The sequence below is a fragment of the Streptomyces filipinensis genome (assembly GCF_014649495.1).
Lineage (GTDB): Bacteria > Actinomycetota > Actinomycetes > Streptomycetales > Streptomycetaceae > Streptomyces > Streptomyces filipinensis.
Genome location: NZ_BMTD01000021.1, coordinates 70,289 through 84,003 on the forward strand (window position 1 = coordinate 70,289; position 13,715 = coordinate 84,003).

The window sequence follows — 13,715 nt, forward strand, 5'->3', positions numbered from 1 at the left end:
CCGCCACCCTCCACAAGGACCGTTCACCCTCCCCAACTCCGCGTTCACCGCAGCCAGTTGATTCACCGCGCCCGGCAGGGCGACCATCCCCTGACGCAGCTCGACCCCATCCCGCGCACGACCCGTGGCCGGCCGGCGGACGCGGTGGCGAACATGGACACAGCGATCACCGGTGGGTAGACAAGCACGTGAAGCTCCGGGCGGAAGGCTGATCGTGGCCCCACCCTGGCGGCTCCATCCCTTCTCAGGCACTCGCCCACACCAGCCCCCCGGCGCACCGACCCAGTCGAACAGGGCGCGACGCGGCCGGACCCGCTGCTCGCGGCAGCGAACACGCCGCGCACGCCACGGCCCGGCGCCGCGGGTGCCGCCGCGGCGCCGGGCGCCCCACCGACGCCGGCACCACCGCGAGCCGGCCAGGGCGACAGCACAGGTGCGGGAACTCCTCGCCGCCGAGACCAACGATCAGGAGACTGGCGCATGACCGACATCGACCTGACCAGCCTCACGCCGGAGCAGAAGCGCGCGCTGCTGGCAGAGCGGTTGCGGCGCGGCAAGGGCCACCGGCCACCGGCGCGCGAACGGCGCTTCGCCGCCTCGTTCCCCCAGCAGCGCATGTGGTTCCTCGACCAGCTCAACCCGGGCAGCGCCGCCTACAACATCCCGGCGGCGGTGCGCGTGCACGGCCCGCTCGACGTGGAGCTCTGGCGCCGCAGCCTCGCCGAGATCGTCCGCAGGCACGAGTCGCTGCGCACCACGTTCGAGGAGGCCGACGGCGAGCCCGTGCAGGTCGTGCACGAGACCGGCGAGCTGGAACTGACCGTCGAGGAGTGCGAGCACCTGCGCGGCCCCGAAGGCGAGGAGGGCGTCAAGGCACTGGCGCGCCGGGAGTTCGCCCGGCCCTTCGACCTGGGCACCGGGCCGCTCATGCGGATGAAGTTCCTGCGCCTGGCCGCCGACGAACACGTCCTGCTGCTCACCATGCACCACATCGTCGCCGACCTGTGGTCGACCTCGGTGCTGTTCGGCGAGCTGGTCGCCCTGTACCAGGGCGCGGTCAGCGGCACCGGGGCCGAACTGCCGAAGCTTTCCGTCCAGTACGCCGACTACGCCGCCTGGCAGCGCAAGCAGCTGGCGGGACCGGGCTTCACGACCGAACTGGAGTACTGGAAGACGACCCTTGAGGGCGCCGCACCCATCCTGGAACTGCCCACCGACCGGCCGCGGCCCGCGGTGCTCGGCACGGCCGGCGCGTCCCGGCCCTTCCACCTGCCCGCCTCCGTGATGAGCGGCGTGCGCGAGCTGAGCCGGCGCACCGGCACCACCGCGTTCATGACGCTGCTCGCCGCCTACGTCGCGCTGCTGCACCGCTACAGCCGCCAGGAGGACGTCATCGTCGGCGTGCCGGTGGCCAACCGCGGCCAGTCCCAGGTCGAACAGCTCATCGGCTACTTCGTCAACACCCTCGCCATCCGCAACGACGCCTCCGGCAACCCGACCTTCACCGAGCTCCTCGGCCGGGTACGCGGCGCGGCCCTCGGCGCCTTCGCCCACCAGGAAGTACCCTTCGAACGGCTGGTGGAGGAACTGCGCCCGGAGCGCGACCTGTCCCGCTCGCCCATCTTCCAGGTGTCCTTCGTCTACCAGAACATCCCGGTGCCCCAGTTCGGCGCCGGCGGGTTGCGCCTGGAACTGATGGACGTGGAGAGCTCCACCGCACGCTTCGACCTCGAACTGCAGGTGTTCGAGCAGGGCGACGAGCTCAGCGGCTGGTTCGAGTACAACACCGAGCTGTTCGACGCGGCCACCATCGACCGCATGAGCGGCCACCTGAAGGTGCTCCTGGACAACGTGCTCGCCGACCCGGAACAGCCCATCCTGGACGTCGCGCTGCTGACCGAGGACGAGCAGCGCGCCCAGCACCAGGAACGGGCGGACACCCGCAACGAATGGCCCGACCAGCTGCTCACCCACCAGCGCATCGAGCAGCAGGCGGCGCTGCGACCCGACGCCGAGGCCGTGTACTGCCAGGGCCGCACCCTCACCTACGCCCAGCTCGACGCGGCCGCCAACCAGCTGGCCCGCAGGCTGCGCGGCCTCGGCGTCGGACGCGATGTGATGGTCGGGGTCTGCCTGGAACGCTCGCTCGACATGGTCGTCGCCGTCCTGGCCGTCCTGAAGGCGGCAGGCGCCTACGTACCCCTCGACCCGAAACTGCCCAAGGACCGCATGGCGTTCATGATCGAGGACGCCGGACTGCCCGTCCTGATCACCCAGAGCTCGGTGCTGCCCAGCCTGCCGCACTCCGCCGCCACCACACTCTGCGTGGACGAGCTGCGCGAGGAACTCGCCGCCGAGTCCGCCAAGGCCCTCGACGCGCCCGTGCAGGGCCAGGACCTCGCCTACGTGATCTACACGTCCGGATCGACCGGACGTCCCAAGGGCGTCCAACTGCCCCACCGGGCACTGCGCAACCTGTTCTGGGCGATGAAGCAGTGGCCCGGCATCGACGCCGGCGACAGCCTCCTCGCCGTCACCACCCTGTCGTTCGACATCGCCACACTGGAGCTGCTGCTGCCGCTCGTCGAGGGCGCCCGCGTGGTGCTCGCCACCCGCGAGGTGGCCACCGACGGCACCCTGCTGGCCCAGGAGATGGCCACCACCGGCGCGACCATGATGCAGGCGACCCCCTCCACCTGGCGGATGCTGCTCGACGCCGGCTGGCCCGGCCGCCCGGGACTGCGCGGACTGATATGCGGCGAGGCACTGCCCCCCGACCTGGCCCGGCGCCTGCTGGCCAAGGGCGTGGACCTGTGGAACATGTACGGCCCCAGTGAGACGACCATCTACTCCCTGGGCACCCGCATCGTGGACGACACGATCACCATCGGCCGGCCGATCGCCAACACCGAGGTGCACATCCTCGACCCCGAGGGCCGGCCGGTACCGCCGGGCGTCCCCGGTGAACTGTGCATCGGCGGCAGCGGACTGGCCCGCGGCTACATCAACCGGCCGCAGCTGACGGCACAGCAGTTCATCGCCAACCCCTTCGACTCCGGCCTCACCGACCGCCTGTACCGCACCGGCGACCTCGTACGGCGCCGGGTGGACGGCACCGTCGACTACCTCGGCAGACTCGACCACCAGGTCAAGCTGCGCGGCTACCGGATCGAACTCGGCGAGATCGAGTCGGTGCTGATGCGCCAGGAACAGGTCAAGGACACGGTCGTCGTGGTCCGCGAGGACCAGCCGGGCGACCAGCGGCTGGTCGCCTACGTGGTGCCCGGCCCGGCCCTCGGCGCGACCGACGAACTGCGCCGCCACCTGCGCACGGCACTGGCCGAGAAACTCCCCGACTACATGGTCCCGTCCGCGTTCGTCTTCCTCGACGCACTGCCGCTGACCCCCAGCGGCAAGACCGACCGCGGCCGGCTGCCCGCGCCCGAAGGACAGGAGACCCGCACGGCGGCGGCCTACGCCGCACCCCGCGACACCGAGGAAGAAACCCTGTGCGAGGTGTTCGCCGAGGTACTGGGCGTCCCCCGGGTGGGCATCGACGACAGCTTCTTCGCCCTGGGCGGGCACTCGCTGCTCGCCACCCGCCTGGTGGCCAGGATCCGTGGCGCGCTCGGCGTCGAGATGCCGGTGCGCGCCCTGTTCGAGAAACAGACCGTGGCCGAACTGGCCGAACTGCTGCGCCAGGACGCGGGCCACGCACGGCCCGCACTCGGCCCCATGACCCGGCCCGACCCGCTGCCGCTGTCCTTCGCCCAGCGCCGGCTGTGGTTCCTGCACCAGATGGAAGGCCCCTCACCCACCTACAACCTGCCCGTGGTGCTGCGCCTGACCGGTGCACTGCACGTCGACTGCCTGCGGGCCGCCCTCGCCGACGTCGTCGCCCGCCACGAGGCGCTGCGGACCGTCTTCCCGGACACCGGCGCGGTCGCCTGCCAGCAGATCCTCGACCCCCACCAGGCACGCCCCGCGCTGGCGGTGCGCGAGGTCGACGAGGCCGGCCTGGAGGAGGCGGTGGCGGCCGCGGTCCGCTACTCCTTCGACCTGACCCGGGAGATCCCGCTGCAGGCGGAGCTGTTCTCCCTCGGCGACGACGTGCACGTGCTGGCCGTCGTCGTCCACCACATCGCCGCGGACGGCTGGTCGCTGGCACCGCTGCGACTCGACCTGGCCACCGCCTACCGGGCACGGCTGGCCGGCCACGCACCCACCTGGACGCCGCTGCCCGCGCAGTACGCCGACTACGCGCTGTGGCAGCGGGACCACCTCGGCGACCAGGACGACCCCGACAGCACCTGGTCGCGTCAACTGCGCTACTGGCGCGGCGCGCTGGACGGCCTGCCCGAGCGGATCGCCCTGCCCGTCGACCGCCCGCACCCGGCCGAGGCCTCCCACGACGGGGACACCCTCACCTTCCAGTGGGACGCCCACCTGCACGAGGGCCTGGCCCGGCTGGCCCGCGCCTGCGACGTCAGCATGTTCATGGTCCTCGACGCGGCACTGGCCGTACTGCTCAGCCGCCTGGGCGCCGGCCCCGACATCCCCATCGGCGTGGCGACCGCGGGACGCGACGACCAGGCCACCGAGAACCTGATCGGCTTCTTCGCCAACACCCTCGTGCTGCGCACACAGGTCTGCGACCGCCAGACGTTCAGGGACCTGCTCGCCGCGGTACGCGAACGCACCCTCGACGCGCTCGCCCACCGCGACATCCCCTTCGAGTCCCTCGTGGACAGCCTGCGGCCCACCCGCTCGATGTCCCACCACCCGCTCGTCCAGGTCATGCTGTCCTGGCAGAGCGTCACCGACGAGGCCCTGGACCTGCCCGGCATCCAGGCGACCCCGGTGGTGCGGAGCACCGGCACGGCACGCATGGACCTGGTCCTGCTGGCGCACGAGCACCTCGCCGGCGACGGCACACCGGGCGGCATCGACGGCGGCATCGAGTACAACGCCGACGTCTTCGACCCGGAGACGGTCCGCACCATGCTGCGCAGGCTCCGCCAGGTGGTACTGGCGATGATCACCGACCCGGACCAGCCGATCGGCGACGTCGACCTGCTCACCCCGGCCGAGCGGCACCGCGTGCTCACCCAGTGGAACGGCCCCGCCGGCGAGCAGCCCACGGCCGGCCTGCCCGAACTGTTCCGGGCGCAGGCGGCCCGAACCCCCGACGCCGTCGCGGTCAGCTGCGGCGACGAGCGGCTGACCTACCGCGAGCTCTGCACGCTCACCGACCGGCTCGCCGCCCGGCTGCGCGCACGGGGGATCGGCGCCGACGGCGCCGAGGACGCGGTGTGCCTGCTGATGGAACGCTCCGTGCGGGTGCCCGTGGCGATCCTGGCCGTCCTCAAGGCCGGCGGCGTGTATGTGCCGCTGGACCCCCGCTACCCCGCCTCCCGCATGCGGCTGATCATGGCCGAGACCGGGGCGGGCGTACTCCTCGTGGACGGCGGGGGACTGCAACACCCCGACGCCGACGCGGTGGACGTGCTCGACGTCACCGCCGAACTGTCCGCCGCCCCCGACGCGGCGGACGTCACCGGCCCGCCGCCCGCCGGCGGCCCCGACCGGATGGCGTACATCATGTTCACCTCCGGCTCCACCGGACGCCCCAAGGGCGTGGCGGTCACCCACCGCAACATCGCGAGCCTCGCCGCCGACCACGTATGGCGCGGCGGCAACCACAGCCGCGTACTCATGCACGCCCCCACCGCGTTCGACGCCTCCACCTACGAGCTGTGGGTACCGCTGCTCAACGGCGGCGAGGTGGTCCTCGCACCGCCCGGAGAGCTCGACCCGGACGCCCTGGTACGCACCATCCGCGAACGCCACGTCACCTCGGCCTTCTTCACGGCCGCACTCTTCAACCTGCTCATCGAACGCGACCCCGGCGCCCTGGCCGGGATGCGCGAGGTGCTGGCCGGCGGCGAGGCGCTCTCGCCCCCCGTGGTCGCCAAGGCGCTCACCGCGTGGCCGCAGACCGTGCTCACCAACGGCTACGGCCCGACGGAGACCACCACCTTCGCCGTGCTGCACAGCACCCGCGAGGTGCCCGACGGCACCGTGCCGATCGGCACGCCGATGGACGACACCCGCGCCTACATCCTCGACGAGCGGCTGCGACCGGTCCCGGTCGGCGTCCCCGGCGAGCTGTACCTCGCCGGATCGGGCCTGGCCCGCGGCTACTTCGCACAACCCGGCCTGACCGCCCAGCGCTTCGTCAGCTGCCCCTACGGTGCCCCGGGCGAACGCATGTACCGCACCGGTGACCTGGCGCGCTGGCGCACGGACGGACGGATCGACTACCTCGGCCGCACCGACGACCAGGTCAAGATCCGCGGCTTCCGCATCGAACCGGGCGAGATCGAGAACACCCTCGCGGCGCACCCCGCCGTGGCGAACGCCGCCGTCGTGGTGCACGACAAGCCCTCCGGCGGCAAGGACCTCGTCGGCTACGCCGTGCTCGCCGACGGCGCCGGCGCCGAGCCCGCCGAACTGCGCTCGTTCGTGGCCGAGCGGCTGCCGCAGTACATGGTCCCCGTGGCCGTGATGGTCCTCGACGCGTTCCCCGTGACCGGCAACGGCAAGCTCGACCGCCGTGCGCTGCCCGCACCGGACCTGGGCGCCGACGCCGTGTCCCGGGCCGCGCGCACACCGGTCGAACAGACCCTGTGCACCGTCTTCGCCGAGGTGCTCGGGCTGGCGGAGGTCGGCGCCGAGGCCGGCTTCTTCGACCTGGGCGGAGACAGCATCCAGGCCACCCAGCTGGTCGCCCAGTCCCGCACGGCCGGCCTGGTGTTCACCGTCCGCGACGTGTTCACCCACCAGACGGTGGCGGGCATCGCCCAGGTGGCGCGGCTGGCCGACGAGGACGCCGGGGCCCGCGTCACGGACATCGGCACCGGCCGGATCCCCCCGCTGCCCGTCCTGGAACGCCAACGGCAGCTGGGCGGCTCGATGACCGGCTTCGACCTGTCCGCGACCGTCGGCCTGCCCCTGGGCATGGACGAGGCCCGGCTGCTCACCACGCTCCAGGCGGTCGTCGACCAGCACGACGCCCTGCGCACGCGGCTGGTGACCGCCCCCGACGGGCAGTGGTCGCTGCACGCGGACGAGCCCGGCACCCTGCGGATCGCGGACGTCCTGCGCCGCGTGGACACCAGCGCCCTGTCCGAGACGGACACCCGGGAACTGATCGCCCAGGAGACGGCCGCGGCCAAGCGGCGCCTGGACCCGGCCACCGGCGCGATGCTCCAGCCGGTCTGGTTCGACGCCGGGACCACCCGCCCGGGCCGGCTGCTGCTCGCCGTGCACCACTTCGCCGTCGACGGCGTCTCGTGGCGGATCCTGCTGTCCGACCTCGCCGTCGCCTGGGACGCGGTGGCCGCCGGACGCGAACCCCTGCTCGCACCGGTGACGACGTCGCTGCGCGGCTGGGCGCAGCGGGTGGCCACCGGCGAGGCCGTCACAGGCCACCGCGCCGAGCTGCCGGTGTGGCAGGACGTCCTGCGCGACGCCGAACCGCTGCTGGCCGCGCACCTGGACCCGCAACGCGACGTCACCGGCACCGAGGGACGCCTGTCGCTGACCCTGCCCGCCCAGGACACCGCACCCCTGGTCGCACAGGTCCCCGCGGTGTTCCGCCGCGGCATCCAGGACGTGCTGCTGACCGCCTTCGCCCTCGCCGTCGGACGCTGGCGCGCCCGCCGCGGCCACCACGGCACCCCGCTGGTGCTGGACGTGGAGAGCCACGGCAGGCACGAACACCTGGTCGACGGCGCCGACCTGTCCCGCACCGTGGGCTGGTTCACCAGCGTCCACCCGGTCCGCCTCGACTGCGCCACGCTGCCCTGGCACGAGGTGACCGCGGCGGGCACCGAGCTCGCGGCCGCCCTCGCGCACACCGGCACACAACTGCGCGCGCTCCCCGACAACGGCCTCGGTTACGGACTGCTGCGCTACCTGGACCCGCAGAGCGCGCCGCTGCTCGCCGCGCTGCCCGCCCCACAGGTGCTGTTCAACTACCTCGGCCGGGTGCCCGTCACCGACGAGGAGACGCCCTGGCTGCCGCTGCGCGACGACAACGTGCCCACCACCACCGGGGTCCGCCCGCTGTCCCACCCGCTCGAAGTCAACGCCGTCACCCAGGACGGACCCGACGGCCCGCACCTGGTGGCCCACCTCAGCTGGGCGAGCTCGCTGCTCACCGAGGACGAGGTCCACGAGCTCGCAACCGCCTGGTTCGACGCGCTGCGCGCCCTCGCCCGCTGCGCCGACGCCGTCGAGAAGGGCACCGTCACACCGGCCCGCGACGCCGGCCCGCACGCCGCCGCCGTCGGCGCGGTGGACCTGCTGCACGCCCCCATCCCCAAGGCCGACCGCAGCGACGGCACCGGCCTGTCCTTCGGACAGCTGGAGTTCCTGCTCCAGCCGGTCGGCCCCAACCACGCCCACCACGCCGTCATCACCGCCTTCCGCCTGCACGGCAAGCTCGACACCATCGCCCTGCGCCGCTCCCTGGACGACCTGGTGCGCCGCCACGACATCCTGCGCACCCGCTACGTCCAACGCGGCTCGGCGACCGTGCAGTTCGCCGACGGCCGCCCCCAGTGGCCGCTGCAGACCGCCGACCTGCGCGCCCACCACGGCCAGGACCAGCACGAGCGGCTGCGCGACCTGCTCACCCGCCAGACCCGGCAGCCCTTCCGCATCGAGGACGGCAACCTGGTCCGCGCCCTGCTCGTCCGGCTCGCCGACCAGGAACACGCGCTGGTCCTCGTCGCCCACCACATCCTGGTGGACCACTGGGGCTTCCTCGTGGTCTTCGACGAACTGTCGACGCTGTACGCCGCCCACTCGGCCGGCCGCCGGCCGCAGCTGCCCGAGGTGCGCGTCCAGCACCTGGACTACGCCGCCTGGGAGCAGGAAATGCTGGCCGGCGGCGCCCTCGACGAGCACGTCGAGCACTGGCGCACCGAGCTCGACGGCGCCGCGCGCGTCCTCGACTTCGAGGCGCCCGAGCACCAACTCGACGACTTCATCGAGGGCTTCAGCCACAGCGTCGTGGTCGGCGCCGAGGTCATGGCGGCGGTGAAGGAAGCCGCCCGCCGCGAGGGCGTCACCCTGTTCATGATGCTGATGGCGGCGTTCCACGTACTGCTGCACAGCTACTCGGGCGCCACCGACATCGCCGTCAGCCACCCGCTGGCCGGCCGCGAACGGCCCGAGACCAAGACGATGGTCGGCCCGTTCATCAACATCATCCTCAACCGGTCGCGGATGGCGGACGACCCCACCTTCCACGACCTGCTCCAACGGGTCCTGCAGGGCGAACTCGACGCCTACTCGCACCAGAACGTGCCGGTGCGCGCGCTGGTGCACGACGGCGTCGTCGGGGACGGCAACCAGCTGCCCCTGCGCGTGATGCTCAACCTGCTCGGCGTGCCCAGCAGGACGCTGACCCTCAACGGGCTCCAGGTGGCACCGCTGGGCGTGCAGGTCGGCGACGTGACCCCCCTCCCGGAACTGATCACCGCCATCGAGCCCCACAACCTCGACCTCTACCTGGTGGCCCGCGACGTCGAGGGCGAGCTGCACGGCCTGTGGGTGTACTCACCCCACTACATCGCGCCGCCCGTCATGGGCGCACTCGTCCGCCAGTGGCCGCGCCTGCTCGAACTCGTCGCCCACCACCCTGGGCTGAGGATCTCCCAGCTGCGGACCCGGCTGCGGGCCGAAACACCGCACGACACCGACACCGACACCGGACACGACCACTGACACACCCCGGCCGGCCGGACCCCGCTCCGGCCGGCCTCATCCACCCCCGGAACAGCCGTTGCCCCCGACCGACGGCGGAATGCAGAAAAAATGACTGAAACCACACATGCCGTCACCCACGGGCTGCCGACGCTCAGGGAACGGCCCCTCGACCCGCCCCAGGTGCTGCGCACCCAGGGCCCGATCGGCCGGATGACCTTCCCCGACGGATACCAGGGCTGGCTCGTCACCGGCTACGAACAGGGCCGGCAGATCCTGTCCGACAAACGGTTCAGCTCGGCCGCCTCGCACAAACACCTGGCGTTCCCCTCCGACCGCCCCTCCGACCTGGAGGCGGACATCCCCGGCCTGTTCGAGCACATGGACCCCCCGGACCACACCCGCTTCCGGCGGCGCCTTGCCGGCCAGTTCACCCTGCGCCGGATGCGCCTGCTCGCCTCCCGGATCGAGGAGATCACCGCGCAGTACGCCGACGCGATGCTGCACAAGGGCCCGCCCGCCGACCTGGTCGCCGACTACGCGGTGCCGGTCTCCTCCCAGGTGATCTGCGAACTGCTCGGCGTACCGGTCGCCGACCGGGACCGCTTCGTGGGCGACTCGGAGAACCTGCTGCGCCTGGACATCGACCCGCAGCAGGCGCAGGCCGCACTGAAGGACCTCGTCGACCTCACCGGCGAACTGCTCCTGCGCAAGCAGGCCGAACCGGCCGACGACGTACTGAGCGTGCTGGTGGCCGGGGACGACATCACCCTGGAGGAGTCCATCGGCGCCACCCTGCTGCTCCTGGTCGCCGGGCACGAGACCACCGCGAACATGCTCTCCCTGGGCACCTACGCCCTGCTGACCAACCCCGACCAGATGGACCTGCTGCGCGCGGACGAGTCGCTCGTCGAGAGCGCGGTCGAGGAACTGCTGCGCTACCTCACCGTCGTCCACGTCGGCGTGCAGCGCACCCCCACCGAGGACGTCGAGATCGACGGGGTGACGCTCCGCAAGGGGGAGACGGTACTGATCCACCTCCCCACCGCCAACCGCGACCCCCGGCAGTTCACCGACCCCGACCGCCTCGACGTCACCCGAGGCGGCCACAGCCACCTCACCTTCAGCCACGGCATCCACCAGTGCCTGGGACAGCAACTGGCCCGCCTGGAACTGCGCATCGGCTACACGGCACTGCTGCGGCGCTTTTCGGACCTGCGCATCGCCGCAGACGCCAACGACATCCCGATGCGCTCCGACATGACCGTCTACGGCGTCCACCGCCTGCCGGTGACGTGGTGAGCGCCGGCAGCGACAAGGAGAGCACGATGGCCCACCCCTTCGACGACCCCGACGGCGTCTACCAGGTCCTGGTCAACGCCGAACAGCAGCACAGCCTGTGGCCCCGCCACATCCCCGTACCCTCGGGCTGGACACCGGTGTTCGGCCCGGACACACGCGACGCCTGCGTCGACCACATCGACTCCCACTGGAGCGACATGCGCCCGGCCTCGGCACGGGCGACCCGGTGACGACCGCGACGGCGGTGCGCTCGCCCCTGCACAGCCGGCCGTTCCGCCAAGTCGTCGCCGCGGAGTTCACCTCCTCCGTCGGCACCCAGATGACAACCCTGGCACTGCCCTGGTTCGTCCTGATGACCAGCGGCTCACCGGCACGCATGGGCCTGGTGTTCCTCATCCAGATCCTGCCGGTGCCCCTGCTGAGCATGCCCGCCGGACTGCTCGTGGCCCGCTGGGGCGCCCGCCGCGTCACCATCGCCGGCGACCTGTGCAGCGCGGTGCTCACCGCGGCCGTGCCCACCCTGTACCTCGCGGGCACGCTGCCGTTCTGGGCGCTCGCGGCGATCGTGGCCCTGGTCGGCTGTGTCGCCTCGGCCTACCTGTCCGCGCAGCGCCTGCTGCTGACCGAGACCATCGGCTTCGACGAAGGGGTCGTCACCGCGGGCAACGCCCTGTTCGAGACCGCCACCTCGACCGCGCGCCTGGTCGGCCCGGCGATCGCCGGCTTCCTGATCGCCCAGATCGGCGCGCTCAACGTGCTGTGGATCGACGCCGCCTCCTTCGCGGTGTCGGCCGCCCTGCTGACCGGGCTGCCCCGCCACGCGCCGGCCCCCACCCAGTCCTCGGCGCACCACCTGGCCGAAGGCGTGCGCCACCTGCTCAAGGACCCGGTGCTGCGCACCATGTCCCTGGCCGCGCTCGGCTACGGCACCCTCATGCCCGTCGTGATGCTCGCACTGCCCGTCATGGCCCAGAGCCGCTACCACGCCGACCCCCATGTGGCCGGCTGGCTGCTGGCCGCGTGGGGCGGCGGCACCGCGCTGGGCACCGTCGTGGTCGCCCGGCTCGCCCGCAGCATCCCACCCGTACGGCTCGCCGCGGCAGGCGGCGCGGGCGCGGCGGCCGTGCTGTGGCTGCTGCCCTGGAACCAGCCGGTCACGACACTGGCGCTGACCGTCGCGGCCAGCTGCATGTTCCTGCCCGCGGTGACCGCGCCCGCCGTCGCACTGATGATGCTGCGCCCGCCACCCCACCTGCGCCCGCACGTGGTCCCGGTGTTCGGCGCCGCCGTGTTCGTCGCGAGCCCGATCGCCTACGGCGTGGCCGGCGTGCTGTTCGAGCATCTGAGCGTGGGCACCGTACTCACCGCGGTCGCCGCGGGGGCCAGCCTGTGCGCGCTGCTGCTGCTGAGCCTGGTGCGCCGCTGATTCACGAGAGGAACCATCATGCCGATCCAGCACGCCGGCGAGGTCGGACAGAAACACGGACCACCGCACAGACCGAAACTGCCCTCGCTCACCGGACTGCGGTTCCACGCCGCGGCGTTCGTGTTTCTCTACCACGCCTCCCGCCCCGAAATACTGGGCGTCTTCCAGGACGGGGCATTCGCCGACGGATACGCGCACACGTTCAGGAAAATCGGCTTCGCGGGAGTGTCCTTCTTCTTCATCCTCAGCGGATTCGTACTGGCCTGGTCGGCGCGGCCGAACGACACACTCCGCGACTTCTACCGGCGCCGGATGCTGAAGATATTCCCCAACCACGTGGTGATGTGGGCCGTCGCGCTCTGGTACTTCTCCACCACGGCCCTCGCCCACCCGATGGTGTGGTGGCCCAACCTCCTCCTCGTCCACTGCTGGATACCCCGCCCGGACACGGTCGTCAGCCTCAACCAGCCCAGCTGGTCGCTGTGCAGCGAACTGCTCTTCTACCTTCTCTTCCCGCTGCTGTGGCGCTTGGTGCGCGGCATCCCGGCCCGCCGTCTGTGGATGTGCTTCGCCCTCACCTTCACGGCACTGCTGGCCACCCAGATGAGCATCGACGCATGGGTCTCGCCCACCCCCCGCCTGCCGGACTGGCCGATGGGCCAGACGCAGGCGTGGCTCGGCTACAACTTCCCGCCGCTGCGCCTCTTCGAGTTCGTCCTGGGCATGCTCATGGCCCGGCTCCTGGCGCAGGGACGCCGCATCTCCTGGGGCATCGCACCCACCCTGGCCCTGACCGCGGCCGGCTACGCGCTCACCCTGGCCGTGCCGTGGCAGTACGGGTTCAACGTGATCCTGGCCGTCCCGCTGTCCCTGCTGGTGGGGGCGATCGCGACCGCCGATCTCACCGGGCGCCGCACCGGCCTGCGAGGCCGCTGGCCCACCCTGCTCGGCGAGATGTCGTTCGCCTTCTACCTGGTGCACTTCATGGTCCTCGTCGCCGTCCACGACCTGCTGCGGGGACGGACGTTCAACCCGGCGGCCGGGCTCGCCGTCATCGCGCTCGCCTTCGTCGCCGCCCAGCTGCTCAGCTGGCTGCTCTACGCGTGCGTGGAACGCCCCGTCATGCGCCGGTGGGCCGGCGGCGCCAGGAGCGGCGGCCACCTCCCGGCACCCACCCGGGCGCAGCTGGTGGACCAGCAGCTGTGAGGCA

Annotated in this window: 5 protein-coding genes; all 5 read left to right on the top strand. The window is 72.2% G+C overall.

Features of this window, described 5'->3' with window-relative positions:
* The first annotated feature begins 480 nt into the window (after positions 1 to 480).
* The gene (locus IE244_RS34245; RefSeq protein WP_191877474.1) at positions 481 to 9,798 is read left to right on the top strand and encodes a non-ribosomal peptide synthetase; all 9,318 of its coding nucleotides are present in this window, start codon (positions 481 to 483) and stop codon (positions 9,796 to 9,798) included.
* Between the two features lie 90 nt (positions 9,799 to 9,888).
* Complete coding sequence (locus IE244_RS34250) at positions 9,889 to 11,079, top strand: cytochrome P450 (RefSeq protein ID WP_191877475.1); 1,191 nt, start codon at positions 9,889 to 9,891, stop codon at positions 11,077 to 11,079.
* Entirely contained in the window at positions 11,076 to 11,309 is a 234-nt protein-coding gene (locus IE244_RS34255; protein ID WP_373305806.1) for an MbtH family protein, read from the top strand. The genes IE244_RS34250 and IE244_RS34255 overlap by 4 nt, the downstream gene beginning before the upstream one ends.
* Complete coding sequence (locus IE244_RS34260) at positions 11,306 to 12,505, top strand: MFS transporter (RefSeq protein ID WP_191877476.1); 1,200 nt, start codon at positions 11,306 to 11,308, stop codon at positions 12,503 to 12,505. Before IE244_RS34255 ends, IE244_RS34260 begins: the two co-directional genes overlap by 4 nt.
* Before the next feature lie 18 nt (positions 12,506 to 12,523).
* Entirely contained in the window at positions 12,524 to 13,711 is a 1,188-nt protein-coding gene (locus tag IE244_RS34265; protein ID WP_191877477.1) for an acyltransferase family protein, read from the top strand.
* The last annotated feature ends 4 nt before the right edge of the window (positions 13,712 to 13,715 follow it).